26 protein-coding genes and 1 tRNA gene are annotated in these 26,769 nt (G+C 64.6%); 2 read left to right on the top strand and 25 right to left on the bottom strand.

Features of this window, described 5'->3' with window-relative positions:
* Window positions 1-130: 130 nt before the first annotated feature.
* Window positions 131-1,330: an AGE family epimerase/isomerase gene (locus tag ASC78_RS20040; protein ID WP_055805209.1), complete on the top strand. Its 1,200-nt coding sequence runs from the start codon at window positions 131-133 to the stop codon at window positions 1,328-1,330.
* A gap of 31 nt (window positions 1,331-1,361) precedes the next feature.
* On the opposite strand, the gene ASC78_RS20035 is transcribed toward ASC78_RS20040, so the two are convergent.
* The 4 genes from ASC78_RS20035 to ASC78_RS20020 are packed head-to-tail and all read right to left on the bottom strand — an operon-like array spanning window position 1,362 to window position 6,327.
* A complete protein-coding gene (locus ASC78_RS20035; protein ID WP_055805206.1) occupies window positions 1,362-2,924 on the bottom strand; it encodes a DHA2 family efflux MFS transporter permease subunit in 1,563 nt (520 codons plus the stop codon).
* Window positions 2,925-2,954: 30 nt separating this feature from the next.
* Window positions 2,955-4,295, bottom strand: coding sequence for an efflux RND transporter periplasmic adaptor subunit (locus ASC78_RS20030; protein ID WP_055805203.1), 1,341 nt, complete (start codon window positions 4,293-4,295; stop codon window positions 2,955-2,957).
* Between the two features lie 24 nt (window positions 4,296-4,319).
* On the bottom strand, window positions 4,320-5,798 hold the full coding sequence (locus ASC78_RS20025) for an efflux transporter outer membrane subunit (RefSeq protein WP_055805200.1): 1,479 nt from the start codon (window positions 5,796-5,798) through the stop codon (window positions 4,320-4,322).
* Window positions 5,791-6,327, bottom strand: coding sequence for a MarR family winged helix-turn-helix transcriptional regulator (locus tag ASC78_RS20020; protein WP_055805197.1), 537 nt, complete (start codon window positions 6,325-6,327; stop codon window positions 5,791-5,793). Before ASC78_RS20020 ends, ASC78_RS20025 begins: the two co-directional genes overlap by 8 nt.
* Window positions 6,328-6,403: 76 nt before the next feature.
* Here ASC78_RS20020 and ASC78_RS20015 point away from each other — a divergent pair, with 76 nt between their 5' ends.
* Window positions 6,404-8,188: an ABC transporter transmembrane domain-containing protein gene (locus ASC78_RS20015; protein WP_055805195.1), complete on the top strand. Its 1,785-nt coding sequence runs from the start codon at window positions 6,404-6,406 to the stop codon at window positions 8,186-8,188.
* 21 nt (window positions 8,189-8,209) lie between these two features.
* Here ASC78_RS20015 and ASC78_RS20010 read toward each other — a convergent pair whose 3' ends face one another.
* The 21 genes from ASC78_RS20010 to ASC78_RS19910 form a co-directional block, all read right to left on the bottom strand.
* A complete protein-coding gene (locus ASC78_RS20010; RefSeq protein WP_055805192.1) occupies window positions 8,210-8,677 on the bottom strand; it encodes a DUF1178 family protein in 468 nt (155 codons plus the stop codon).
* A 7-nt stretch (window positions 8,678-8,684) separates the two neighbouring features.
* Window positions 8,685-9,293, bottom strand: a complete 609-nt coding sequence (locus tag ASC78_RS20005) for an NUDIX domain-containing protein (protein ID WP_055805189.1) — start codon at window positions 9,291-9,293, stop codon at window positions 8,685-8,687.
* Between the two features lies 1 nt (window position 9,294).
* The gene (locus ASC78_RS20000) at window positions 9,295-9,600 is read right to left on the bottom strand and encodes a DUF2818 family protein (RefSeq protein ID WP_055805186.1); all 306 of its coding nucleotides are present in this window, start codon (window positions 9,598-9,600) and stop codon (window positions 9,295-9,297) included.
* Window positions 9,601-9,616: 16 nt separating this feature from the next.
* Window positions 9,617-11,104 carry an NADH-quinone oxidoreductase subunit NuoN gene (gene nuoN / locus ASC78_RS19995; RefSeq protein ID WP_055805183.1) on the bottom strand — a complete coding sequence of 496 codons (1,488 nt, stop codon included), beginning with the start codon at window positions 11,102-11,104 and terminating at the stop codon, window positions 9,617-9,619.
* 17 nt (window positions 11,105-11,121) lie between these two features.
* The gene (locus tag ASC78_RS19990; RefSeq protein WP_055805179.1) at window positions 11,122-12,597 is read right to left on the bottom strand and encodes an NADH-quinone oxidoreductase subunit M; all 1,476 of its coding nucleotides are present in this window, start codon (window positions 12,595-12,597) and stop codon (window positions 11,122-11,124) included.
* Between the two features lie 26 nt (window positions 12,598-12,623).
* Complete coding sequence (gene nuoL / locus ASC78_RS19985; protein WP_055805176.1) at window positions 12,624-14,657, bottom strand: NADH-quinone oxidoreductase subunit L; 2,034 nt, start codon at window positions 14,655-14,657, stop codon at window positions 12,624-12,626.
* Window positions 14,658-14,664: 7 nt separating this feature from the next.
* A complete protein-coding gene (nuoK, locus tag ASC78_RS19980) occupies window positions 14,665-14,973 on the bottom strand; it encodes an NADH-quinone oxidoreductase subunit NuoK (RefSeq protein ID WP_012748597.1) in 309 nt (102 codons plus the stop codon).
* Window positions 14,970-15,632, bottom strand: a complete 663-nt coding sequence (locus tag ASC78_RS19975) for an NADH-quinone oxidoreductase subunit J (RefSeq protein WP_055805173.1) — start codon at window positions 15,630-15,632, stop codon at window positions 14,970-14,972. The genes nuoK and ASC78_RS19975 overlap by 4 nt, the downstream gene beginning before the upstream one ends.
* Window positions 15,633-15,670: 38 nt before the next feature.
* Window positions 15,671-16,192 (bottom strand): NADH-quinone oxidoreductase subunit NuoI, encoded by a 522-nt coding sequence (gene nuoI, locus ASC78_RS19970; RefSeq protein WP_055805171.1) that lies wholly within the window; start codon window positions 16,190-16,192, stop codon window positions 15,671-15,673.
* A 17-nt stretch (window positions 16,193-16,209) separates the two neighbouring features.
* The gene (nuoH, locus tag ASC78_RS19965) at window positions 16,210-17,286 is read right to left on the bottom strand and encodes an NADH-quinone oxidoreductase subunit NuoH (protein WP_055805168.1); all 1,077 of its coding nucleotides are present in this window, start codon (window positions 17,284-17,286) and stop codon (window positions 16,210-16,212) included.
* Window positions 17,283-19,445, bottom strand: coding sequence for an NADH-quinone oxidoreductase subunit NuoG (gene nuoG / locus ASC78_RS19960; protein ID WP_055805165.1), 2,163 nt, complete (start codon window positions 19,443-19,445; stop codon window positions 17,283-17,285). The genes nuoH and nuoG overlap by 4 nt, the downstream gene beginning before the upstream one ends.
* A gap of 93 nt (window positions 19,446-19,538) precedes the next feature.
* Window positions 19,539-20,879, bottom strand: coding sequence for an NADH-quinone oxidoreductase subunit NuoF (nuoF, locus tag ASC78_RS19955; RefSeq protein WP_055805162.1), 1,341 nt, complete (start codon window positions 20,877-20,879; stop codon window positions 19,539-19,541).
* Window positions 20,879-21,436 carry an NADH-quinone oxidoreductase subunit NuoE family protein gene (locus tag ASC78_RS19950; protein WP_235505149.1) on the bottom strand — a complete coding sequence of 186 codons (558 nt, stop codon included), beginning with the start codon at window positions 21,434-21,436 and terminating at the stop codon, window positions 20,879-20,881. The genes nuoF and ASC78_RS19950 overlap by 1 nt, the downstream gene beginning before the upstream one ends.
* A gap of 10 nt (window positions 21,437-21,446) precedes the next feature.
* Window positions 21,447-22,700 (bottom strand): NADH-quinone oxidoreductase subunit D, encoded by a 1,254-nt coding sequence (locus ASC78_RS19945; RefSeq protein WP_055805159.1) that lies wholly within the window; start codon window positions 22,698-22,700, stop codon window positions 21,447-21,449.
* A gap of 1 nt (window position 22,701) precedes the next feature.
* The gene (locus tag ASC78_RS19940) at window positions 22,702-23,313 is read right to left on the bottom strand and encodes an NADH-quinone oxidoreductase subunit C (protein WP_055805157.1); all 612 of its coding nucleotides are present in this window, start codon (window positions 23,311-23,313) and stop codon (window positions 22,702-22,704) included.
* A gap of 13 nt (window positions 23,314-23,326) precedes the next feature.
* Window positions 23,327-23,806, bottom strand: coding sequence for a NuoB/complex I 20 kDa subunit family protein (locus ASC78_RS19935; RefSeq protein WP_012748606.1), 480 nt, complete (start codon window positions 23,804-23,806; stop codon window positions 23,327-23,329).
* Window positions 23,807-23,821: 15 nt separating this feature from the next.
* Entirely contained in the window at window positions 23,822-24,181 is a 360-nt protein-coding gene (locus tag ASC78_RS19930; protein ID WP_055805154.1) for an NADH-quinone oxidoreductase subunit A, read from the bottom strand.
* Between the two features lie 68 nt (window positions 24,182-24,249).
* Window positions 24,250-24,334, bottom strand: a tRNA-Leu gene (locus ASC78_RS19925).
* A gap of 117 nt (window positions 24,335-24,451) precedes the next feature.
* Window positions 24,452-24,883 (bottom strand): preprotein translocase subunit SecG, encoded by a 432-nt coding sequence (secG, locus tag ASC78_RS19920; RefSeq protein ID WP_055805151.1) that lies wholly within the window; start codon window positions 24,881-24,883, stop codon window positions 24,452-24,454.
* Window positions 24,884-24,922: 39 nt separating this feature from the next.
* Complete coding sequence (gene tpiA / locus ASC78_RS19915) at window positions 24,923-25,711, bottom strand: triose-phosphate isomerase (RefSeq protein WP_055805148.1); 789 nt, start codon at window positions 25,709-25,711, stop codon at window positions 24,923-24,925.
* Window positions 25,705-26,703, bottom strand: coding sequence for an NAD(P)H-quinone oxidoreductase (locus ASC78_RS19910; RefSeq protein ID WP_055805145.1), 999 nt, complete (start codon window positions 26,701-26,703; stop codon window positions 25,705-25,707). The genes tpiA and ASC78_RS19910 overlap by 7 nt, the downstream gene beginning before the upstream one ends.
* Between the last annotated feature and the right edge of the window lie 66 nt (window positions 26,704-26,769).

Genomic DNA, 26,769 nt, shown 5'->3' with positions numbered 1-26,769 from the left:
GTGGGCGTCTCTCGCTTGCATACTGGGGCAAATGCCTATGCTGCAGTGCAACTTGTGCGCGCCATCACTGCCTTGCATCGATGACTGTCGTCACAATGGCAATGACTCGCCGGTTTTGAGCTCTACCCCCATGCCGAAGTTCCGATCACCCGAATTCCTCACAGGCCACATCCTGCACACGCTGGCTTTCTACGAGCCGGTCAGCCGCGACTCATCAGGAGGCTTCCTCCATTTCTTCAAGGACGACGGCACGGTGTACGACCGCCGCACACGGCACCTGGTCAGCAGCACGCGCTTCGTCTTCAACCACGTGATGGCCTATCGGCGCTTCGGCAAGCCGGACGACCTTGCGGCGGCACGCCACGGCCTGGCTTTCGTGCAGCATGCGCACGCGCAGCCGGGCGGCGGCTATGCCTGGCAGATCGACTGGCACGACGCACGTGCCACGGTGCAGGACGGCACGAACCATTGCTACGGCCTCGCCTTCGTGCTGCTCGCGCATGCGCACGCGCTGATGGCCGGCATCGGCGAAGCGGGTGCGGGACTGGCACACACCTGGGATCTAATGGAACAGCGTTTCTGGGAACCGCAACATGCGCTCTATGCGGACGAGGCCGATGCCGAATGGCATGTCAGTTCCTACAGGGGTCAGAACGCCAACATGCACGCCTGCGAGGCGATGCTTGCGGCATTCGAAGCGACGCAAGAGACGCGCTATCTGGATCGTGCGCTCACGCTCGCAGAATCGGTCACCGGCCGGCAGGCCGCGCTCGCGGATGGGCTGGTGTGGGAGCACTACCGCGAAGACTGGTCGGTCGATTGGGACTACAACCGCAACGACAAGAGCAACATCTTTCGGCCCTGGGGTTTCCAGACCGGCCATCTGACCGAGTGGGCCAAGCTGCTGCTGCAGCTAGAGCGCGCATTGGTATCGGCGGGCCGCGAGGCGGAGTGGATCGTGCCGCGCGCCCGGCACTTCTTCGACACCGCCATGCTGCGCGGCTGGGACGCCGACAACGGCGGGCTGGTCTACGGATTCGACCCCGATGGCGCCGTGTGCGATGGCGACAAGTACTTTTGGGTGCAGGCCGAGAGCTTTGCCGCCGCTGCCCTCCTGGCCGTGCGCACCGGCGACGACGCCTACTGGAACTGGTACGACCGCATCTGGGCCTACAGCTGGGAGCACTTCGTCGACCACCGGCACGGCGCGTGGTATCGCATCCTCACGCCCGACAACCGCAAGCTGAGCGACGAGAAGAGCCCCGCCGGCAAGACCGACTACCACACCATGGGTGCGTGCCACGACGTGCTGCGGGCGCTCGGCGCCTGAAGAAGCGCGCCTTTCTTCTTCACGCGCCCAGCTAGTGCGCCCCGGCCGCGGCGTCGCCGCTCGCACCGCCGCGCTGCGGCCTTGCCAGCCACACCAGCGGAATCAACAGCAGGAACAGGATGGCCGACGCATAGAAGATGTCGTTGGTGGCCAGCATGAACGACTGCTGGTCGACCACGCGGTTGACCTGCCCCAGCACCTGCTCCGTGCTGAGGCCGCTGCTCGCCAGGCCGGACATGGCGCTGGCCGCTGCGTTGTTGCCCAGGTTCACCGACTCCGCCAGCTGCGAATGATGCAGCGCGGCCCGGTTCTCCCACAGCGTGGTGGTGATCGACGTACCCATGGCGCCCGCGGTGATCCGTAGAAAATTCGACAACCCCGACGCGGCCGGAATGCGATCGGGCGTCAGGCCCGACAGCGTGATGGTCACGAGCGGGATGAAGAAGAACGCCATCGCAATGCCCTGGATGATCGTCGGGATGATGATCGTCACGAAGTCGGCCTGCGTGTTGAAGTTCGACCGCATCCACAGCACCAGCGCAAACACCAGGAACGAGAAGGTCGCGTAGCGGCGCGGATCGATCTTGGCGACCGTGAGCCCGACCAGCGGCGAGAAGAGAATGGCCAGCAGCCCCACCGGCGCCATGATCATGCCCGCTTGCGTGGCCGTATAGCCCATCCATTGCTGAAGCCACAGCGGCAGCAGCACCACGTTGCCGAAGAACAGGCCGTAGGCCACGGCTGTGGCCACCGCGCCCGACCAGAAGTTGCGGCGCTTGAAGAGCGACAGGTCGACCACCGGATGCTTGTCGGTCAGCTCCCAGATCAGGAAGAACGCGAAACCCACCACCGCGATGACCGCCATCGTGATGATCTCGGGCGAGTGGAACCAATCCAGCTCCTTGCCCTTGTCGAGCATCAGCTGCATCGAGCCGACCCATAGCACCAGCAGCGCGAGGCCGATGGCGTCGATCGGCACCTTGCGCGTGGTGCTCTCGCGCTTGCGGTAGAGCGCCCAGGTGATGGCCGCGGCCACGATGCCCACCGGGATGTTGATGTAGAAAATCCACGGCCACGAAATGTTGTCGGTGATCCAGCCGCCCAGGAGCGGCCCCATCACGGGCGCGACCAGCGTCGTCATCGACCACATCGCCATCGCAAGGCCCGCCTTGGCGCGCGGATAGCTCGACAGCAGCAGCGTCTGCGACAGCGGAATCATCGGGCCCGCAACAAAGCCCTGCAGCGCGCGGAACAGAATCAGCGTCGTCATGTTCGGCGCCAACCCGCACAGGAGCGAGGCGACCATGAACAGGACCACGCTCGCGATGAACAGGCGCACCTGGCCGAAGCGCTGGGTCATGAAACCCGTGAGCGGCACCGCGATGGCGTTGGCCACCGCGAAGCTGGTGATGACCCAGGTGCCCTGCGTGGTGCTCACGCCCAGGTCACCCGAGATGGCCGGCAGCGACACGTTGGCGATCGACGAGTCGAGCACGTTCATGAAGGTGGCGGCCGAGAGCGCGATCGTGCCCCAGACGCGGGCGGCGCCCTCGAGCGGCGGATGCGCAACGTAAGCGGGAGCGGCGGTGGCCATTGGCTTTGCCTCGGGAACCGTTGACGGCGATCAGCCGGGATGGGATTGCGAAGCAGCTTGCGCAGCGGTCCCCGCATTGGCTGCCGGAGTAGCCGAGCGACCCGTTGCCGGCGCAACGGAACCTGCCGGTCCACCGCGCCCAATATTCGCGGCCACGATGCGATCGACCTCAGCATCGGCGCCCTGGTCGAGCTTGCTGTAGACCTGCGTCTGCGACATGGCGGTGGCACGCGGCGCATCGGCCAGCATCTTGCCGCTCTTCTGCGAGATGTCGATCTCGGCGTCCATCGAGAGGCCGATGCGCAGCGGGTTGGCCTTGAGCTGTTCGGGGTCGAGAGCGATCCGAACCGGCACGCGCTGCACCACCTTGATCCAGTTGCCGGTGGCGTTCTGCGCGGGCAGCAGTGCAAAGGCGCTGCCGGTGCCCACGCCCAGGCCCGCGACCTTGCCGATGTACTCGACCTTCTTGCCATACACATCAGCGGTGAGCTTTACGGGCTGGTCGATGCGGATGTTGCGCAGCTGCACTTCCTTGAAGTTGGCATCGACCCACAGCTGGTTCAGCGGCACGATGGACATCATCGGCGTGCCCGCCGCCACGCGCTGGCCGAGCTGCACCGTGCGCTTGGCCACATAGCCGTCAACCGGCGCCGGCAGCGCGACGCGCTGCGTGGCGAGGTACGCCTCGCGCACCTTGGCGGCGGCCGCCAGCACGCTTGGGTGCTGGGCCACGCTGGTGCCTTCGGTCAGCGACTGGTTGCTGGCCAGCGCTTCGCGCGCGGCCACCACGCCGGCTTGCGCCGCGGCCAGCTGGCTCTTGGCGTTGTCGAGCGCCGTCTCGGCGTGGTTGAGTTCTTCCTTAGAGACCGCGCCGTTGCCCGACAGCGCGCGGCGGCGCTGCAAGTCGTCCTGCGCCTTGGCGATGTCGCTCTGCGCCTTGACGATGTCGGACTGCCGCAGCGTGACCTGCGCAGCCAGCGAGCCGTTGTTGGCGTACAGCGTGCGCACCTGGCGCACGGCCTGCGCCAGCGCGGCCTCGGCCTGCTCGAGCGCCACCTTCGCATCGGCGGGGTCCAGCTGCACCAGCGGCTGTCCGGCCTTCACGAAGTCGGTGTCGTCGGCGTTGATGGCCATGACGGTGCCGCCGATCTGCGGCGTGATCTGGATGACGTTGCCCTGCACGTAGGCGTTGTCGGTGTCCTCGTAGTGGCTGGCAACCAGCCATTCGTAGACTCCCCAGCCGCCGCCGGCCACGATCACCACGGCTGCAAGTGCCGTGAGCGCACGGCGGCGCTTGCCGTTGCCGGCAGGAGCTTCGGGAGCTGCGGAAGCGTTGGTTGCAGCGGATGTCGGAGTGTTGTTGTCGCTCATGATGAAGTTCTTTCCGAAGTCGGTTCAGTGCAGTGCGGGCGAAGCTGGCGCAGTGGCGGTGGCCGTCGCAGGCGGCTGCCATCCGCCGCCGAGCGCGCGTGCCAGGCCCACCTGGGTGTCGAGCGCGCGGGCCGCGAGATCAACCGCCAGCCGGCGCTGCGCGAGCACGGCGGTTTCAGCGGTCAGCACGTTGAGGTAGTTGCCGAGGCCGGCGCGGTAGCGCTGCACGGCAATGTCATAGGCACCTTCGGCTGCGGCCTGAGCGTCGCGCTGTTCGGCCTGCTGGCGCGCGATCGATTGGGCGCTCGACACCTGGTCGGCCGCGTCGCGCACCGCATCGAGAACAGTGGCGTTATAGCTCTCGATCGCGCCGTCCAGGTCGGCCGCCTTGCCGCGCAGGTTGGCGCGCAGCCGGCCGCCTTCGAAGATCGGCAGATGGATGGCCGGCCCCACGCCCCACTGCTCGCTGCCCGACTTGAGCAGCTTGCCGAATCCGAGGCTCTGGAAGCCGACGAAGGCCGTGAGGTTCACGTTGGGATAGAACTGGGTCTTGGCATTGGCCACGTCGCTGGAGGCGGCCTCGACGCGCCAGCGCGCGGCGGCGATGTCGGCGCGACGTCCCAGCAGGTCGGCCGGAATGTTGGCCTGCAGCGCGATGGGCTTGACGGCTTCCAGCATCGGCGGCTTGAGCGATACGGACACGTTGGGTTGGCCCACGAGCGCGTCGAGTGCGTGCTGCTGGAGCGCGATTTGCTCATTGAGTGCTTCGATCTGCTGGCGCGCTTCGGGCAGGCCGCCTTCGCTCTGGCGCAATTCGAGGCGGGTGTCGAGACCGGCGGACACACGGTCCCGTACGAGCTTGAGCGTCTGGTCGCGCTGGGCCAGCGTGCGCTGTGCCACGCCGAGTTGCTCGTTCAGGCGAGCCCATTGGAAATAGCTGCGCGCCACGTTGCTGGCAAGCAGCACGCGCGCGGCATCGGCATCCGCCGCAGCGGCGTTCGCGCTGCCGATGGCGGCTTCCAGTGCGGTGCGGTTCTTGCCGAAGAAGTCGAGCTCCCAGCTTGCGCCGAGCTGCAGCAGGCCGATGTTCTGCGTCGAGCCGCCGAGCGGTGCCGGATAGATGTAGTTGCTGTTGAACTTCTGTCGGTTCAGGTCGAGATCGCCGCTCACCTTCGGCCTCAGGGCCGATTCGGCAATGTCCGCGGAAGCCTGCGCTCGCACCAGGCGCGCACGTGCCACCAGCAGGTTCGGATTGCCGGCCACGGCCTGGTCGATCAACGTATCGAGCTGCGCATCGCCGAAGGCTCGCCACCATTGGCTGTCGACACTGGGTACGACGGCTGCGCTGCTGTCGGCGGCAATGCCGAGCGACGAAGCATCGCGAAGCTTCGCCTCGGAGCCGATGCCCGCCATGTCGGCGCAACCGGCCAGCGCAACCAGAAGGAGCGCAGCAGCGACCACGGGGGTGCGCCGCGTGGCGCGTACGGCAAGGGATTCAGTCATTTTTTTCTCCACGTGCTGCGAGGGCTTGCGCGTTATCGAGAATGCGGCGCAGGTAGCCCTTGAGCTGTTCCCACTCTTCCTTGGTGAAGCCCGCGAGGTGCTCGTTCTGCACGCGGCTCAGCACGTGCGGCACTTCCTTGGCGGCGGCACGGCCCTCCTCGGTGAGTTCGATGTTGACGACGCGGCGGTCTTCCAGAGAACGGACGCGGCGGCACAGGCCCTTGGCTTCGAGGCGGTCGAGCAGGCGCGTCATGGCACCGGCATCGAGCTCGCAGGCGCGGGCCAGTTCGGCCACCGTGGTGGCCGCGCCGACGTGCAGCTTGTACAGGGGCAACCATTGGGGGAAGGTAGGGCTGCCGGGCTCGCACATGCGGGTTTCCACGGCCTGGGCTACGGCGCTCAATATGCGCCGCATCAAATACCCGATGCTCTCCTCGGCCTGGTAGGTCTCGGCACGGTAGAAGTCCGCCGGCCGGAGCTTGGGGTCGCCGGAAGCCGGCGGGACTTGCGGGGTATCTGCATCGCTCATGGCCAGAATATTAATTGCCCAAGCAATTATTGTCAAGGCTGCCTTTGTGGTGGCAAGCGTCGGTAGAATCCGCGCCATGGCTTCTTCCCCTCTGTCTACTCCAGCCAAGGGCTCGCCCCGGTCGCTGTCGGGCTTGAGCCCTTTTCTTCGGCCATACCGCGTTCAGATCGTGCTGGCGGGCATCTTTCTGGTGTTTGCGGCAATCACGACGCTGGTGTTTCCTCTGGCACTGCGCAGCCTGATCGACGGCGGCCTGGTCAGCGCGGACAAGGGCGCGCAGACCATGGCGCTGCGCGAGCACTTCGGCGCCCTCTTCGCGGTGGCCGTGGCGCTGGGACTTTTTTCAGCCGCGCGCTTCTACACGGTGAGCTGGCTCGGCGAGCGCGTCACGGCCGACCTGCGCAACGCCGTATACAACCATGTGCTGCGCCAGAGTCCCGCCTTCTTCGAGACGACGCAGACCGGCGAAGTGCTGTCGCGCCTGACAGCCGACACGACGCTGGTACAGACGGTGGTCGGCTCGTCGCTGAGCATGGGCCTGCGCAACGCGGTCATGGGCGTGGGCGCCCTGGCCGTGCTGATCTGGACCAACCCCTATGTGATGGTCCAGGTGCTGGGCATCCTGGTGCTGGTGGTGCTGCCGAGCATGTGGATCGGCCGGCGCGTGCGCAAGCTCTCGCGTGCCAGCCAGGACCGGGTGGCCGATTCGAGCGCCATCGCGGCCGAGGTGCTCAATGCCATACCCGTGGTGCAAAGCTACACGGCCGAATCGCGTGAAGCCGGCCGCTTCAATACCTCGACCGAGAATGCATTCAGGACCGCCGTGCGCCGCACCAAGGCGCGTTCTGTGCTGGTGGCCTTCATCATCATCGCCACCTCGGCCGCGCTGCTCTGGGGCCTGTACCAGGGCACGCAGGCCGTGCTGCGCGGCGACATCACGGCCGGCCACCTGGGGCAGACGGTGGTCTACGTGGCCATTCTCGCGAGCGCGACCGCCGTGCTCGGCGAGGTGTATGGCGACCTGCTGCGGGCGGCGGGCGCCACCGAACGCCTGATGGAACTGCTGCATGCGCCCGCGGCGATCGTCTCCCCGCCGAATCCGGCGGCTGCAGCCATTCCCGTGGCGGGCAGCGCGGTCAAGTTCGAGGCTGTGACCTTCCACTACCCCTCGCGGCCCGGCACGCCGGCTCTGAAGGACTTCAGCCTCGACATTGCGCCTGGAGAAACGGTGGCGCTGGTGGGCTCGAGCGGCGCGGGCAAGAGCACGGTGTTCCAGCTGCTGCTGCGCTATTACGACCCGCAGTCGGGGCGTCTGCTGCTCGACGGCGTGCCGCTGGCCTCGCTCGCGCTGTCCGATCTGCGCACCCGTATCGGCCTGGTGCCGCAGGACGCCGTGATCTTCTCGGCCAGCGCCTTCGAGAACATCCGCTATGGCCGTCCGGACGCCACCGCCGACCAAGTGCATGCCGCCGCCCGCGCTGCCTTTGCGCACGACTTTCTCAAGGCGCTGCCCGAGGGCTACGACACCTTCCTGGGCGAACGCGGGGTGCGCTTGTCGGGCGGACAGCGCCAACGCATCGCGATTGCCCGCGCCATCCTCAAGAACCCGCCCCTGCTGCTGCTCGACGAAGCGACGAGCGCGCTCGACGCGGAGAGCGAGCGCATGGTGCAGGCTGCGCTCGAATCGGCCATGGAAGGCCGGACCACACTGGTGATTGCGCACCGCCTTGCGACCGTGCAGAAGGCCGACCGCATCATCGTGCTCGACCATGGCGGCATCGTCGAGCATGGAACGCATGCGACGCTGGTAGCGCAAGGCGGGGTTTACGCCCGCCTGGCGGCCCTTCAGTTCACGGCTTGATCCTGCAGCAGCAGGAGCGGATTACTGCAGCGTTTCCTTGAGCGCGGCCGGAATCGGCAGCGGCATCACCGGAATGCCTTCTTCGAGCAGCGCCTCGGTCTGCTCGCGGGTGGCCTGACCGCGGATGCCGCGCTCCTCGGCTTCGCCGTAGTGCATCTTGCGCGCCTCGTCGGCGAAGCGTTCGCCGACGTCCTCGGTCTTTGCGAGCACCTCGCGCACCGCGCGCATCCAGCGTGCCTCGGGAGACATTTCGGCCGGAACCTGAGCCTTGCCGGACGAGTCCGGGGCCAAGGATGCCGCGGCCTCCGCCGGCGCCTTGGCGTTGCCGAGGTTGAGGCGCGGCGCGCTCAAGAGCTTGACGATGCGCGTGTCGGCGCAGACCGGGCACTCGACCAGGCCGGCCGAGAGTTGGGTTTCAAACGCCTCGTTGGACGCAAACCAGCCTTCAAAGCCGTGGCCATGCGAGCAGCGTAGATCGAGAACCTTCATGCGCGGATTATCCCGCGCCGCCTTGCGCAGCGGGGGCCCGCCAATCGAGTTCCCATGCGCCCGAAAGGACGTTCTGCAGCCAGAGCGCGCAAGTGAGCGACTTGGCGTCGGTGATCGTGCCGTCGCGGCACCAGCCGGCCACTTCCTGCGGCGTGGCCGTGAACACGTCGAGAAACTCGCCGTGGTCGAGCTGGCGCGTGCCGAGCGAAAGGCCGCGCGCAAAGTAGATGTGGATGATCTCGGTCGAGTACGCCACCGCCAGGTGCATGGCACCGGCATATGCCCATTCGCGCGCGGTGTAGCCGGTTTCCTCGAGCAGCTCGCGCTGGCCGCAGAGGAACGGATCCTCGCCCGCGTCGAGCTTGCCGGCCGGAAACTCGGTCATCACGTGCGCGACCGGGTAGCGGTACTGGCGCTCCAGCACCACTCGGCCGTCGTCGAGCAGCGGCACCACCACCACGGCACCCGGATGGATCACGTATTCGCGCGTGGCGGTGTGGCCGTCGGGCAGCCGCACGGTGTCGCGGCAGACCTGGAGGAAATTACCCTTGACCAGCACCTCGCTGGCCGTGCGTTCTTCCTTCAGGTGCGATTCGGCGGTGGAGGAGGAAGTCATGTCAGTGCCTGTGCTTCATGAGGTAGCGCCAGGTGAATCCTGGAAATGCCAGCACGATGAAGAGCGCGCCGGTCACCGCATAGAACTCCCAGCCCTGCGGGGCGATCTGCCCTGCCCTGCGCTCGAACAGCAGGCCGACGCCGCCGGCAACGAAGTACAGCACCACCAGCTCGGCCAGGCGAATCGCCAGCGACTTGGGCTGGGTCCGCAGCGGTATGGCGCCGAACAGCCGTTCGTTGAGGAACGGCAGGTTGGCCGCCAGCAACGCCACCACGAGCACGACCCAGACCGAAGCGGTTTGCGACACCTTGCTCTGGCCGGGATCAGTTGGCCAGCGTCGCCACGATGGCGTTTGCGCACAGCGTCATGAGGCCGCCCGGAACGATGCCCAGCACGAGAATCAGCAAGCCGTTGATCGACAGCACGGTGCGCACGTCACGTGGCGCCGACACGGTGCTGGCGGTGACGGGAGCGTCGAAGTACATGACCTTGACCACGCGCAGGTAGTAGAAGGCGCCGATCAGCGACATGATCACGGCGAAGACCGCAAGACCGATGTACAGCGCCTGGCCCGACGCGATCAGCGCCTGCAGCACTGCGAGCTTGGCATAGAACCCGACCAGCGGCGGCAGGCCGGCGAGCGAGAACATCGCGATGGCCATCACGCCGGCATACAGCGGGCTGCGCTGGTTCAGGCCTGCCAGGTCGGTGATCTCTTCGCTTTCGAAGCCTTCGCGCGCCAGCAGCAGGATGATGCCGAAGCTCGCCAGCGTGGTCAGCACGTAGGTCACGATGTAGAACATCGAGGCGCTGTAGGCGAACTGTGCGTTGTAGGTATTGCCGTTGACCACGCCCGCCACCAAGCCGAGCAGCATGAAGCCCATTTGCGCAATGGTCGAGTAGGCCAGCATGCGCTTGAGGTTGGTCTGCGCGATGGCGGCCAGATTGCCCACCAGGAGCGATGCAATGGCCAGCAGGGCCAGCATCTGCTGCCAGTCGATGGCCAGCGGCAGCAGCCCTTCCACCAGCAGTCGGATGATGATGGCGAACGCTGCCAGTTCGGGCGCCGCGCCAATCAGCAGCGTGACCGCCGTCGGCGCGCCCTGGTACACGTCGGGCACCCACATGTGGAAAGGCGCAGCCCCGACCTTGAATGCCAGGCCCGCGACGATGAACACCAAGCCGAACACCAGCACTTGATGGTTCACCTTGCCGCTGGCGATGATCTTGAACACCTCGTTCACGTCGAGCGAGCCGGTCGCGCCGTACAGCATCGAAAGGCCGTAGAGCAGGAAACCGCTGGCCATCGCGCCGAGCACGAAGTACTTCATGGCCGCTTCGCTGGCGACGGCGTTGTCGCGGCGCAGCGCCACCAGCGCGTAGCTCGAGAGGGTGAGCAGTTCGAGGCCCAGGTAAATCAGCAGGAAGTTGCTGCCCGAGATCATCACGAACATGCCCAGCAGCGCGAACATGCTGATGGTGAACATTTCGCCGCCGCGCAGCATGTCGCGGTCCGCCGCGTAGGGCCGGCCGTAGACCAGCGTGACCATCAGGGCCACGGTGGCAAAGCACTTGAGCCAGTTGCCCATCGGGTCGCTCACGACCATGCCGCCGAAGCCGTAGACCGTCTTGCCGTCGTTGGCGGCGATGCCGGTCAGCACGGCCACCACGGCCAGCGTGAGCAGCGTCAGGATGTAGGTGCGCGTGCGCTGCGCACTGGTGCTCGACAGGTCGACCAGCGCAATGATGCAGGCCATGACCAGCAGCACGATTTCGGGGTAGATCGCGACCCAGCTGAGTTTGTCAATCATCTCGTTCTCTTCTGGAATCAGGGCAATTTTGAGGTTGCCACGTGGCGCAGGAGCCCCGTAACGGAGGCATCCATCGCAGCGGTGAACGGCTTCGGATAAATGCCCATCCACAGCACCGCGATGGCCAGCAGCGACAGCATCAGGAATTCGCGGGCATTGATGTCGTTGAGTTCCTTGACGTGGTCGTTGGTGACCGGGCCGAGGTACACGCGCTTGTACATCCAGAGGGTGTAGGCCGCGCCGAAGATCAGCGCTGTAGCGGCGCCCAGGCCGATCCAGAAATTGGCCTTGACCGCGCCCAGGATGACCATCCATTCACCCACGAAACCGGCGGTGCCCGGCAGGCCGCAGTTGGCCATGGCGAACAGCAGCGCGAACGCGGCGAACTTGGGCATGGTGTTCACGACGCCGCCGTAGTCGGCGATCTGGCGCGAATGAACACGGTCGTAGAGCACACCGATGCCAAGGAACATGGCGCCCGACACGAAGCCGTGAGCAATCATCTGCACGATGCCGCCGGACACGCCGAGCTCGTTGAAGATGAAGAAGCCGAGCGTCACGAAGCCCATGTGCGCGACGGACGAATACGCCACGAGCTTCTTCATGTCTTCCTGCACCAGCGCCACCAGGCCGACGTAGATCACCGCGATCAGCGACAGCCCGATCATGAGCCAGGCCCATTCGTGCGAGGCGTCGGGCGCGATCGGCATCGAGAAGCGCAGGAAGCCGTAGGCACCGAGCTTCAGCATGATCGCGGCCAGCACGGCCGAGCCGCCGGTCGGCGCTTCGACGTGCACGTCGGGCAGCCAGGTGTGGACCGGCCACATCGGCACCTTGACGGCAAAGGCGGCAAAGAACGCGAAGAACAGGAAGGTCTGCGCCGTGGAACCCAGCGGCAGCTTGTGCCAGCTCAGGATGTCGAAGCTGCCACCCGACTTGTTGTACAGGTAGATCAGCGCCACCAGCATCAGCAGCGAGCCGAGCAAGGTGTAGATGAAGAACTTGAAGGCTGCATAGATCTTGTTCGGGCCGCCCCAGATGCCGATGATGAGGTACATCGGGATCAGCGTGGCTTCGAAGAACACGTAGAACAAGATGCCGTCGAGCGCGGCGAACACGCCGATCATGAAGCCCGAGAGAATCAAAAACGCGGCCATGTACTGGTTGACGCGCTCGTTGATCACTTCCCAGGCCGAGATCACGACCACCACGGTGGTGAACGAGGTCAGGAGAACCAGCCAGAGCGACAGGCCGTCGATGCCGATGTGATAGCTGACATTGAAGCGCGTGATCCAGCTGGCTTTTTCGACGAACTGCATCGCGGCGGTGCCGTTCTCGAAGCCCGTGTAAAGCGGCACGGTCACCAGGAAACTGACGATCGCGCCGACCAGCGCGACCCAGCGCACGCCCCTGGCGTGCTCGTCACGACCGAACGCCAGCAGCGCGACGCCGAATGCGATCGGCACCCAGATGGCAAGGCTCAACAAACCCATTTTTGTTTTTCTCCAGCGCTAAAAGCTCAGCGTTTGAACCAGACGAAGTACGTCATCAGGATGAAGATGCCGAGCAGCATCGCGAAGGCGTAGTGATAGATGTAGCCCGACTGGATCCAGCGCACCGCACCCGAGACGCGGCCGACGATCTTCCAGGAGCCGTTGACCAGGGCGCCATCGATCAGCGCCTGGTCGCCGCCCTTCCACAGGCCGGTGCCGAAGCCACGCGTGGCACGGGCAATGACGTTCTCGTTGAACCAGTCGAGGTAGTACTTGTTTTCCAGCAGGCGGTAGATCGGGCCGAAGGCGCGCTTGATGGCGGCCGGCAGCGCCGGATTGACCATGTACATGTAGAACGAGAGCACCACACCTGCCAGCGCCAGCCAGAAAGGCGCCGCCGTCAGGCCGTGGATGGCCATGGCCACCGGGCCGTGGAACGCTTCTCCGAGCTCCTTCATGGCATGGTGCTTCGTGCCGTCGACGACGATCGCGCCATTGAAGAACTCGCCGAACAGCATCGGCTGGATCGTCATGAAGCCGATCACTACCGACGGGATGGCCAGCAGCACCAGCGGCAGCCAGACCACCCAGGGCGATTCGTGCGGCTTCTCGCCGTGATGGCCGTGGTTCTCGTCGTGCTCCGCATGTTCGTCGTGATGGTGCGCGTCGGGGTTCAGGTCGTAGCGCTCCTTGCCGTGGAACACCAGGAAGTACATGCGGAACGAGTAGAACGCCGTCACGAACACGCCGGCCAGCACCGCGTAGTAGGCGAACTGCGCGCCCCACAGGTGGCTTTCGCGCACCGCTTCGATGATGCTGTCCTTCGAGTAGAAACCGGAGAAGAACGGCGTGCCGATCAGCGCGAGCGAACCTACGAGCGAGGTGATCCAGGTGATCGGCATGTACTTGCGCACGCCGCCCATCCAGCGGATGTCCTGGTTGTGGTGCATGCCGATGATCACCGAGCCCGCGCCGAGGAACAGCAGCGCCTTGAAGAAGGCGTGCGTCATCAGGTGGAACACCGCGACCGAATAGGCCGACGCGCCGAGCGCCACCGTCATGTAGCCGAGCTGCGAGAGCGTCGAATACGCAACCACGCGCTTGATGTCGTTCTGGATGATGCCGAGGAAGCCCATGAAAAGCGCCGTGATGGCACCGATCACCAGGATGAAGCTCAAGGCGGTGTCGCTGAGTTCGAACAGCGGCGACATGCGCGCCACCATGAAGATGCCAGCGGTCACCATGGTTGCCGCGTGGATCAGCGCCGAGATGGGCGTCGGGCCTTCCATCGAATCGGGCAGCCAGACGTGCAGCGGGAACTGCGCGCTCTTGCCCATGGCGCCGATGAACAGGCAGATGCAGATCACGGTGATCAGCATCCACTCGGTACCGGGGAAGGTGATGCCCGCCAGCGTGCCGGCCTTGGCGAAGGCTTCGCCGTAGTTCAGCGTGCCAGCGTAAGCTGCAATGAGGCCGATGCCGAGAATGAAGCCGAAGTCGCCCACCCGGTTGACCAGGAAGGCCTTCATGTTCGCGAAGATGGCCGTAGGCCTGTTGAACCAGAAGCCGATCAGCAGGTACGACACCAGGCCCACCGCTTCCCAGCCGAAGAACAGCTGAAGCATGTTGTTGCTCATGACGAGCATCAGCATCGAGAAGGTGAACAGCGAGATGTAGGCGAAGAAGCGGTTGTAGCCTTCGTCTTCTTCCATGTAGCCGATGGTGTAGACGTGCACCATCAGCGACACGAAGGTCACCACGCACATCATCATGGCCGTGAGGCCGTCGACCAGGAAGCCGACTTCCATCTTGAGGCCGCCCACGACCATCCATTCGTAGAGGGTGGCGTTGAAGCGGGCGCCGTCAACCACCACGCTCTTCAGCGTCATCGCCGAAATGACGAAGGCGACGAGAACGCCGAGGATGGTCAGCGAATGCGTGACTTTGCGGCCGATGTGGTTGCCGCCGAACTTGGTGCCGAACAGGCCGGCGACAACGGCGCCGACCAGGGGTGCCAGCGGCACGGCCAGCAGGGTGGATGCTGAAAGGGTTGCGCTCATACTGCTTTCAACCCTTGAGGGAGTTGAGTTCGTCGACGTTGATGTTGGATTTGTTGCGGAACAACAAGACCAGCAGCGCGAGACCGATGGCCGACTCGGCCGCGGCAACCGTCAGGATGAAGAACACGAAGATCTGGCCATGCATGTCGCCCAGGTAGTACGAGAACGCCACGAAGTTCATGTTCACCGCCAGCAGCATCAGCTCGATGGCCATCAGCAGCACGATGAGGTTCTTGCGGTTCAGGAAAATGCCGATCACCGAAAGCGCAAAGAGCATGGCGCCGAGCGATAGAAAGTGTCCGAGCGTGAGCGTCATGCCTTGCTTTCCTTTGCCACTGCTGCTGCGTCGGCGGGTGCGTCCACCACGGGCTCGGCGGCGCGCGTGACCGGCATCTGGACGATGCGAACGCGATCGCGCGCCTTCACGCGAACCTGGTCGGACGGGTTGACGTACTTGCTGTCCTTGCGGGTGCGCAGCGTCAGTGCAATGGCTGCCACGATGGCCACCAGCAGGATGACTGCGGCAATTTCCAGCGGATAGAGGTATTCGGAATACAGCAGCTTGCCGAGTTCGAGCGTGTTCGAGCTGTTGGCGCTGGTGGTCGCCATGGCGCGCGGCGCTTCACCGAGACGGAAGCCGCCCATCAGCACTGCGGCCATTTCGAGCGCGATCAACGCGCCTACGCCGGCTGCCAGGGGAAAGTGCTTCCAGAAGCCCTCCCGCAAGCCGTCGACATTGATGTCCAGCATCATCACGACGAACAGGAACAGCACCATCACCGCGCCGACGTAGACGAGCACGAGCGAGATCGCCAAAAATTCGGCGCGCAGCAGGAGCCAGATCGCGGATGCCTGGAAGAAGGCCAGCACCAGGTACAACGCGGCGTACACGGGATTGCGGGCGGTGATGACGCGGAAGGCTGCAAACAGCAGCACCACGGCAAAGAGATAGAACAGACCGGTCTTGACGTCCATTTGGAATTCGAATTGGTACGGGGTTCGGGCTGAACGGATCAGCGGTACTTGGCGTCAGCCGCCTTGTTCGCTGCAATTTCTTTTTCGTAACGGTCGCCCACGGCCAGCAGCATGTCCTTGGTGAAATACAGGTCGCCGCGCTTTTCGCCGTGGTATTCGAAGATGTGGGTCTCGACGATCGAGTCGACCGGGCAGCTCTCTTCGCAAAAGCCGCAAAAGATGCACTTGGTCAGGTCGATGTCGTAGCGCGTGGTGCGGCGCGAGCCGTCGTCGCGCACATCGGATTCGATGGTGATAGCCAGCGCCGGGCACACGGCCTCGCAAAGCTTGCAGGCGATGCAGCGCTCTTCGCCGTTTTCATAGCGGCGCAGCGCGTGCAGGCCTCGAAAGCGCGGCGACAGCGGCGTTTTTTCTTCGGGAAACTGCACCGTGATCTTGCGGGCGAAAGCGTACTTGCCGGTGATGGCCAGGCCCTTGAACAGTTCGAACAGCATGAAGCTGCCCAGAAAATCCTTGAGCGAGAACGGAGCGGACGTTGTTGCAGTGTGCGCAGCAGACATGATGTTGGCGCTTCCAGTTATTTCCAGATGTTGAACGGGGTCTGCATCCAGGCACCGACCACGACCAGCCACACGAGCGTGACCGGGATGAAGATCTTCCAGCCCAGACGCATGATCTGGTCGTAGCGGAAGCGCGGGAACGTCGAGCGAACCCACAGGAACATGGTGACCACGCAGAAGGTCTTGGCACCAAGCCAGATCCAGCCGGGAATGAAGCTCAGGAACTCGAACGGAGGCAGCCATCCGCCGAGGAACAGCACCACGCACAAGATCGAGACCAGCCACATGTTGGCGTACTCGGCCAGGAAGAACATGGCAAAGCTCATGCCCGAGTACTCGATCATGTGGCCCGCGACGATTTCGGACTCGCCCTCGACCACGTCGAAGGGGTGGCGGTTGGTTTCAGCCAGGCCCGAGATGAAGTAGACGACGAAGATCGGCAGCAGCGGCAGCCAGTTCCACGAGAGGAAGCCCAGGCCCATTTCGGCAAAGGTACCCTTGCCCTGGACGTTCACGATCTCGCTCATGTTCAGGCTGCCTGACACCATCAGCACCACGACGAAGCAGAAGCCCATCGCGATTTCGTAGCTCACCATCTGCGCCGATGCGCGCAGCGCGCCCAGGAAGGCGTACTTCGAGTTCGAAGCCCAGCCCGCGATGATCACGCCGTAGACCTCGAGCGAGGTGATGGCCATCACGAACAGCAGGCCGGCATTGATGTTGGCCAGCGCCATTTCAGGGCCGAAGGGAATCACGACCCACGCGACGAGCGCCGGCATGATGGTCATGATCGGACCCAGCAGGAACAGGCCCTTGTTGGCAACCGTCGGAAGAATGATTTCCTTGGTCATCAGCTTGAGCGCGTCGGCAATCGGCTGCAGCAGGCCCAGCGGCCCGATGCGGTTCGGGCCGATACGGATCTGCGTGAAGCCGATGGCCTTGCGTTCCCACAGCGTGAGGTAGGCCACGGCCCCCATCAGCGGAAGCACTACCGCGATGATCTTGATCAGCGTCCAGATCACGGGCCAGCCTGCGGACGTCCACCAGCCGGCGTTGATCAGCCCCTGGCCGAATGCATTCACAGTGTCGATCATGCCAATGCCTCCTCGGCACGGGCCGGTGCTGCCAAGGCGTTGCGCGCATCGGCGGTGAGTTGCAGCGAAGGCGCGCGGCGCACGATCGAGTCGAGCCGGTAGATGCTCGCGACCACGGGGGCCGGCACCGCGCCAGTGGAAGCCACGGCCTTTGCGGCGGTGGCGTTGCTGAGCGAGTTGGCCGGTACGGCGCCGTTGTCGCCAACGGTTTGCAGCACGTCGGCGGTCGATTCGAAGGCAAAGCCCGGCAAGCCGAGCAGGTTTGCCAGTACGCGCAGCACCTTCCAGGCCGGACGCGCTTCGCCTTGCGGCTTCACGACGGCATGGAAGCTTTGCACGCGGCCTTCGGCATTGACGAAGGTACCCGGCGTTTCGGTGAACGGCGCGATGGGCAGCAGCACGTCGCTGAATTCGAGGTTCGCCTTGAACGGGCTCAGCGTGACGACCATTTGCGCATTGCCGATGACATCGGCGGCTGCGGCGCCAGCGGCTGAGTCGAACACCGGCTCGGTGTTGAGCAGCAGCACCGCCTTGAGGCCGGAACCGGCCGCCAGCATGCGGCCGGCATCGAGGCCGCCGTTCTTCGGGAACGCGCCGACGAGTTGCGCGCCCACGGTGTTGGCGGCTTCGGTCAGGTAGCCGACGGTGGCGCCGGTCTGCGCGCCGATCCAGTTGGCGAGGGCCAGCAGGCTGCTGGCTTGCGCGTGGTGGGCGGCGGCATTGCCGAGCAGGATGGCCTTGCGCTCGCCGCTCAGCAGCGAGGCTGCGATGGCTTGTGCGGTGGCATCGGGTGCGTTCTTCGGTGCCAGCGGTGCGGCGGCGCCGCTGGTTTGACCGATGGCGGCGGCCACGGCGGCCAGCGCCTCGACCCACTGGTCGGCTTCGACGATCGTCGATTGCGCCACGTTCATGGCCCACGCTTCGCGGTCGGCCATGAGGCTGGCCGAGGTGATCACCGACAGCGCGGCGCCCTTGCGCACAGCCTGGCGGATGCGCTGCGCGAACAGCGGGTGGTCCTTGCGCAGGTTCGAACCGACGACCAGCGCGCGCTGCAGCTGCGTGAGCGACGCGATCGAGGTGCCAAGCCAGCGCACGCCTTCGAACGCCGTGAATTCGGCGTTGCGCAGGCGATAGTCGATGTTGTCGCTGCCGAGTTCACGCGTGAGCATGGCGGCAAGCTGCAGCTCTTCGAGCGTGCTGTGCGGGCTCACCAGCGTGCCGATGCTTTGCGCGCCGTGGTCAGCCTTGATCTGCTTCAGGCCATTGGCCACGTATTCGAGCGCGGTCTGCCAGTCGACCTGGTGCCATTGGCCGCCCTGCTTGAGCATGGGCTGCGTGAGGCGTTCCGGGCCGTTGAGGCCTTCGTAGGAGAAGCGGTCGCGGTCGGCGATCCAGCACTCGTTGACGTCTTCGTTCTCGAGCGGCACCACGCGCATCACGCGGTTGTTCTTGACCTGAACGATCAGGTTGGCGCCGGTGGAATCGTGCGGGCTCACCGACTTGCGGCGCGACAGCTCCCAGGTGCGGGCGCTGTAGCGGAACGGCTTGCTCGTGAGCGCGCCGACCGGGCAAATATCGATCATGTTGCCCGATAGTTCGGAGTCGACCGAATCGCCGAGGAAGGTTTCGATTTCGGAGTGCTCGCCGCGCTGCGTCATGCCGAGCTCCATCACGCCGGCCACTTCCTGGCCAAAGCGGACGCAGCGCGTGCAATGGATGCAGCGGCTCATTTCTTCCATGCTGATCAGCGGGCCGACGTCCTTGTGGAAGACGACGCGCTTTTCTTCTTCGTAGCGCGAAGAAGAACCGCCGTAGCCCACGGCCAGGTCTTGCAGCTGGCACTCGCCGCCCTGGTCGCAAATGGGGCAATCCAGCGGGTGGTTGATCAGGAGGAACTCCATGACCGACTGCTGCGCCTTGATGGCCTTTTCGCTCTTGGTGCGAACGATCATGCCCTGCGTGACGGGCGTGGCGCAGGCTGGCATCGGCTTGGGCGCTTTTTCCACGTCGACCAGGCACATGCGGCAATTGGCCGCGATGCTGAGCTTCTTGTGATAGCAGAAGTGCGGGATGTAGGTGCCCGCCTTGTCGGCCGCATGCATGATCATGCTGCCTTCGGTCACGTCGACCTTCTTGCCGTCGAGTTCGATTTCAACCATATGTGTGGGCTTCCGCCGGGCCGCCCCAAGGGAGGCCAGCGCCCCCTCGGGGGGCAGCGAACGAATGTGAGTAAGGGGGCAATTTCATCGCGCTCAGGCCTGTACGGGCGCTTTCGGGACGTAGCCCGGAATCAGGGCCTCGAACTCGTGACGGAAGTGCTTGATCATCGCGCGCACCGGCATGGCCGCCGCGTCGCCGAGGGCGCAGATCGTGCGGCCCTGGATGTTGTCTGCCACGGAATTGAGCAGGTCCATGTCCGACGCCCTGCCCTGCCCGTTGTGGATACGGTCGACCACGCGGTAGAGCCAGCCCGTGCCTTCGCGGCACGGCGTGCACTGGCCGCAGGACTCGTGCATGTAGAAGTACGACAGGCGCCGGAGCGACTCGACCATCGAACGGCTGTCGTCCATGACGATGACGGCGCCCGAACCCAGCATGGAGCCGGCCTTGGCAATGGAGTCGTAGTCCATCGTGCATTCCATCATGATGGAAGCAGGCAGCACGGGCGACGACGATCCGCCAGGGATCACGGCCTTGAGCGTGCGGCCCTTGCGAACACCGCCGCACAGCTCCAGGAGCTTGGAGAACGGCGTGCCCATGGGCACTTCGTAGTTGCCGGGCAGCTCGACGTCACCGCTCACCGAATAGATCTTGGTGCCGCCGTTGTTCGGCTTGCCGCACTCGAGGTAAGCCACGCCGCCGTTGTTGATGATCCAGGGCACCGCCGCAAAGGTCTCGGTGTTGTTGATGGTGGTGGGCTTGCCGTAGAGGCCAAAGCTCGCCGGGAACGGCGGCTTGAAGCGCGGCTGGCCCTTCTTGCCTTCGAGCGATTCGAGCAGCGCGGTTTCCTCGCCGCAGATGTAGGCGCCGAAACCGTGGGCGGCGTGCAACTGGAAGTTGTACGTGCTGCCCATGATCTTGTCGCCGAGGTAGCCGGCAGCGCGCGCTTCTTCGAGGGCTTCCTCGAAGCGGTCGTAGGTCTGGAAGATCTCGCCGTGGATGTAGTTGTAGCCCACGCTGATGCCCATCGCATACGCAGCAATGGCCATGCCTTCGATCACGATGTGCGGGTTGAACTGCAGGATGTCGCGGTCCTTGCACGTGCCGGGCTCGCCTTCGTCGGAATTGCAGACGAGGTACTTCTGACCCGGGAACTGTCGGGGCATGAAGCTCCACTTCAGGCCGGTCGGGAAACCTGCGCCGCCGCGGCCGCGCAGGCCCGAGGCCTTGACTTCGGCAATCACCTGGTCGGGCGTGAGGCCCTCGGTCAGGATCTTGCGCAGCGCCTTGTAGCCGCCGCGCGCTTCGTAGTCGGCCAGGCGCCAGTTGGTACCGTCGAGGCCGGCATAGATCTGCGGCTCGATGTGGCGGTCATGGAAACAGGTCTGGACGCCCGTGGCCTGGAATTGCTGGAGCACTTGTTCGGGCGACATCACGCGGCCTCCCCTTTGGTGGTGCCGGTGGAGGCACGCAATCCGTCGATGAGCTGGTCGAGCTTCTCGTTGCTCATGAAGCTGCACATGGTGCGGTCGTTGACCAGCATCACGGGCGAATCGGCGCAGGCGCCCAGGCATTCGCTCTGCTGCAGCGTGAACAGGCCATCGGCCGTGGTCTCGCCCATCTTGATGCCGAGCTTCTTCTCGAGGTGGACGAGCGCGGTGACGCCGTCGCGCAGCTGGCACGGCAGGTTGGTGCACACGTTGAGCTTGAACTTGCCCACCGGGTGCTGGTTGTACATGTTGTAGAAGGTCGTGACCTCGTGCACGGCAATGGGCGCCATGCCGAGGTACTCGGCGATCTCGCGCTCGCGCTGCATGCTGATGAAGCCTTCGTCCTGCTGCACGATGGCCAGGCAGGCCATCACGGCCGACTGCTTGCCGGCTTCAGGGTACTTGGCGACTTCGCGCGCAAAGCGCTCGAGAATCGCGGGCTTCAGAGGAGCAGAAGGCGCCGAAGGCGCCGTGTCATGGTGGGTCGAGGAAGTCGTCATTCGCTCTTTCTCACCTGTCGATTTCGCCGAACACGATGTCCATCGTGCCGATCACCGCGACAGCGTCGGCGATCATGTGGCCGCGCGACATTTCGTCGAGGGCGGCAAGGTGCGGGAAGCCGGGGGCCCGGATCTTCAGGCGGTACGGCTTGTTGGCGCCGTCGCTCACCAGATAGATGCCGAACTCGCCCTTTGGGTGCTCGACGGCGGCATACGCCTCGCCTTCCGGCACGTGGAAGCCTTCGGTGAAGAGCTTGAAATGGTGGATCAGCTCCTCCATGTTCGCCTTCATCGATTCGCGCGCCGGCGCTGCGACCTTGTGGTTGCTGGTGATCACCGGGCCGGGGTTGACGCGCAGCCAGGCCGAGCACTGCTGGATGATCTTGTTGGCCTGGCGCATTTCTTCCACGCGCACGAGGTAGCGGTCGTAGCAGTCGCCGGTCTTGCCGACCGGCACGTCGAACTGCATCTGGTCGTAGACGTCGTAGGGCTGCTTCTTGCGCAGGTCCCATTCGATGCCCGAGCCGCGCAGCATGGGGCCGGTGAAGCCGAGGTTCAGCGCGCGCTCCGGCGTCACGACGCCGATGCCCACGGTGCGCTGCTTCCAGATGCGGTTGTCGGTGAGCAGCGTTTCGTACTCGTCGACCATCTTGGGGAAGCGCTTGCAGAAGTCGTCGATGAAGTCGAGCAGCGAGCCCTGGCGGTTCTCGTTGAGACGCTCGATCGCCTTCGCGTTCTTGATCTTGCTGACCTTGTACTGCGGCATGGAGTCCGGCAGGTCGCGGTAGACGCCGCCCGGACGGAAGTACGCCGCGTGCATGCGCGCGCCCGACACGGCTTCGTACATGTCGAACAGGTCTTCGCGCTCGCGGAAGCAGTAGATGAGCATGTTCATCGCGCCGCAGTCGAGACCGTGCGCACCGAGCCACAAGAGGTGGTTCAGCAGGCGGGTGATCTCGGCGAACATCACGCGGATGTATTGCGCGCGAATGGGCACGTCCAGACCCATCATCCGTTCGATGGCGAGGCAGTAGGCGTGCTCGTTGCTCATCATCGACACGTAGTCGAGACGGTCCATGTAGGGCAGCGACTGGATGAAGGTGCGCGACTCGGCGAGCTTTTCGGTTGCACGGTGCAAGAGGCCGATGTGCGGATCGGCGCGCTGGATCACTTCGCCGTCGAGCTCGAGCACCAGGCGCAGCACGCCGTGCGCTGCCGGATGCTGAGGACCGAAGTTGAGTGTGTAGTTCTTGATTTCGGCCATATCAGTGCAAACCGCTGCCGTAGTTGTCTTCGCGAATCACGCGCGGGGTGATTTCTCGTGGCTCGATCGATACCGGCTGGTAAACGACGCGCTTCTGCTCTTCGTCGTAGCGCATTTCGACGTGCCCCGACACCGGGAAGTCCTTGCGGAACGGATGGCCGATGAAACCGTAGTCCGTAAGAATGCGGCGCAGGTCGTCATGGCCCTCGAACACGATGCCGTAGAGGTCGAAGGCTTCGCGCTCGAACCAGGTGGCGGCATTCCAGACGGGCTGGAGCGAATCGACCACCGGCAGGTCTTCGTTGGGCGCAAACACCTTGAGGCGCACGCGCTGGTTGAGGCTCACCGAAAGCAGGTGCGTGACGACGCAGTAGCGCTCGCCCTGCCACTCGCCTTCGCGGTAGTCGGAGTAGTCCATGCCGCAGAGGTCGATCAGCTGCTCGAAGCGGCAGCCAGGTGCGTCGCGCAGCAGCGTGGCCACCTCGATGTAGGCGTCGGCACCCACCACCACGGTCACCTCGCCCAACGCGAGCGTCACGCTCTTGGCGCGGGCACCGAGCGTCTCGGCAATGGTGGCGCGCAGCACCTCCGGCGATATTGCAAAGTCAGTCATCGTCGGCAATCCCTCAGGCGCGGGCAATGGTGTTGGTGCGGCGAATCTTCTGCTGCAGCTGGATCACGCCGTAGAGCAAGGCTTCGGCGGTGGGCGGACAACCCGGCACATAGACGTCGACAGGCACGATGCGGTCGCAGCCGCGCACCACCGAATAGCTGTAGTGGTAGTACCCGCCGCCATTGGCGCACGAGCCCATCGAGAGCACCCAGCGCGGCTCAGGCATCTGGTCGTAGACCTTGCGCAGCGCCGGCGCCATCTTGTTGCACAGCGTGCCGGCCACGATCATCAGATCGGACTGGCGAGGGCTGGGCCGAAACAGCATGCCGAAACGGTCGATGTCGTAGCGGGCCGCGCCCGCGTGCATCATTTCGACCGCGCAGCAGGCCAGACCGAAAGTCATCGGCCAAAGTGATCCGGTCTTCGCCCAGTTCACCACCGAGTCGTAGGTGGTGGTGACGAAGCCTTCCTTCATGACGCCTTCAATGGCCATTTTGTCGATTCCTTGTCATTCCCAGTCGAGCGCGCCTTTTTTCCACTCGTAGACAAAGCCCACGACGAGGATGGCGAGAAAGATCATCATGGCCCAGAAGCCGACGGCGCCGATTTCCTTGAGCGCGATGGCCCACGGAAAGAGAAAGGCAATCTCGAGATCGAACAGGATGAAGAGAATGGCGACGAGGTAATAGCGCACGTCGAATTTCATGCGCGCATCCTCGAAGGCCTCGAAGCCACACTCGTAGGGAGCGTTCTTCGCTGCGTCGGGCCGATTGGGACCCAGGATGTAGCCGATGACTTGCGGTGCGACACCTACACCGACACCGACCAAAATAAACAAAAGGACGGGGAGATAGGAATCGAGGTTCATCGGGAGATTTTTCACCGCTTGCCACCGGCAGGAAAACGCTCTGAATGAGGTTTTCTGCCAGTGAGATTTGGTGCGGTCGGCGAGACTCGAACTCGCACAGCTTTCGCCACTACCCCCTCAAGATAGCGTGTCTACCAATTTCACCACGACCGCGGTTTTTTGTTCGGATGGCATGAGGTACCTGGAAAGGTGTTTGGCTTTCCGAACAGCTTTAGAGTTTACCCTGAAATGAAGCCGTTTCTTGCTGGCGACTTCATGAAAACAACTTGATTATTTGCTCGGGATCTGGCCCGGGCCCGAAACCGGTGCGGCCGGCGCCGAAGCGGGTGCCTTGGCCGGCGCAGCGGCGCCCGAAGTCCCGGAAGGAATCTGTCCCGCGGGAATCTGCCCCGCGGCACCGGAAGCGGGCGCAGCAGGCGCCCCCACGGCCGCGCGTTCCAGCAAGCTGCCGCCGCCCGCGGGCCGTGCATGGCTGAAGTAGGCCAGCAGCAGCGTGCAGGCAAAGAACACCGCCGCCAGGACGGCCGTGGTGCGCGAAAGGAAATTCGCGCTGCCGCTGGCACCGAACAGGCTACCGGCGCTGCCGCTGCCGAAGGCCGCGCCCATGTCGGCGCCCTTGCCGTGCTGGATCAGGATCAGCCCGATCATTGCAAGGGCCGACAGCATTTGCACGCCGACCAGAAGATTGAGGACCACATTCATTCGTTCTTACTCCTAATTGATGGCAGCCGCGGCTCGCGTTCAGCGAGCGGCGGCAGAAATGATCTGCAAAAAGTCGGGAGCCTTGAGCGACGCGCCACCAATGAGGCCACCGTCGATGTCAGGCTGCGCGAGCAGCTCTGCGGCGTTGGCCGCGTTCATGCTGCCGCCATAGAGAATGCAGATGCCGGCCGCGTGCTCGCTGGCGGCGTGGTGCAGTTGCGCCCGCAGCACGGCATGCACCGCTTGCGCTTGTTCCGGCGTGGCCGTCTTGCCCGTGCCAATGGCCCAGACCGGCTCGTAAGCCACGACGATTTCGCTGATGCAATGGCCGTTGACGTGGATCACTGCGGCCAGCTGGCGCTTGACCACTTCCTCGGTATGGCCCGCTTCGCGCTCGGCCAGCGTTTCGCCCACGCAGACGATTGGCGTGATGCCATTTGCCAGCGCAGCCGCCGTCTTGGCCGCCACCGCTTCGTCGGTCTCGCCGTGGTACTGGCGGCGCTCCGAATGGCCGACGATCGCATAGCGCACGCCGAATTCCTTCAGCATGGCCGCTGACTGCTCGCCGGTAAACGCACCTTGCGGGTGCGCCGAAATATCCTGTGCGCCCAGCGCCATGGCCGTAGAGCCCGCCAGCAGCGATTGCAGTTGGGCGAAATATGGGGCCGGCGCGCAAAGCGCGATGTCGCAGCTGGCCGGCGACGCGGCCAAACCCTGCTGCAAGGCCTTCACCAGCGCCTCGTTGGCGGCCAGGCTGCCGTTCATCTTCCAGTTGCCCGCGATCAGCTTCTTTTTGGTCGTTGTCATCGTGTTGTTACCCATCACCATGTCAGCACGATCTTGCCGATGTGCTGGTTGGATTCCATCAGCGCATGCGCCTGTGCTGCGCCGCTGGGTTCGCCGCCCGCTGCAAAGGTGCTGTGGATCACGGGCTTGACCGCACCGCTTTCAAGCAGCGGCCAGACCTTCTCGCGCAGCGCCTTGGCAATGGCGCCCTTGAACGCCACGGGCCGCGGACGCAGCGTCGAGCCAGTGATCACCAGCCGCTTGCGCAGCACCAGACCCGCGTTGAAGTCGCTCTTGACGCCGCCCTGCACCGCGATGATCACGAGCCGGCCGTCTTCGGCCATGCATTCGATCTCGCGCGCCACGTAGTCGCCAGCCACCATGTCGAGAATCACGTCCACGCCCTTGCCGCCGGTGAGCTTCTTCGCCTCTTCGGCGAAGTCGCTCGTGCGGTAGTTGATGGCGTGATCGGCGCCCAGCGCCTTGCAGGCTTCGCACTTGTCGTCGCTACCAGCCGTGACGATCACCGTGGCACCCAGCGCCTTGGCGATCTGGATGGCCGTCACGCCGATGCCGCTGGATCCGCCCTGGATCAGCAGGGTCTCGCCCTTTTGCAGGCGGCCCCGCTCGAACACGTTGCTCCAGACGGTGAAGAAGGTCTCGGGCAGCGACGCTGCCTCGGTATCGCTCCACCCCTTGGGCACCGGCAGGCATTGCGCCACGGGCGCCACGCACAGTTCGGCATAGCCACCGCCCGCGACCAGCGCGCAGACACGGTCGCCGATCTTGAAACCCGCTTCGGCCAAGGCTGCAGCATCGCCCGACACGATCTCGCCGGCCACTTCGAGGCCCGGCAGGTCGGAGGCGCCCGGCGGCACCGGATAGTGCCCCTTGCGCTGCAGCACGTCCGGACGGTTCACACCGCTGGCCGCCACGCGAATCAGCAACTCGCCCGCACCGGCCACCGGATCGGGACGCTCCACGGCGCGCAGCACCTCAGGGGCGCCGTACGAAGTGATTTCAATGGCTTTCATGGTCTTTGGCCTGCAACGAACGCCCGCGGAACGGGCGTGGTTAGCTTGTTCAAAAAGATGGCAACG

It is taken from the genome of Variovorax sp. Root318D1, from assembly GCF_001424835.1.
Taxonomy (GTDB): domain Bacteria; phylum Pseudomonadota; class Gammaproteobacteria; order Burkholderiales; family Burkholderiaceae_C; genus Variovorax.
This window is presented reverse-complemented; position numbering and strand designations above follow the sequence as displayed.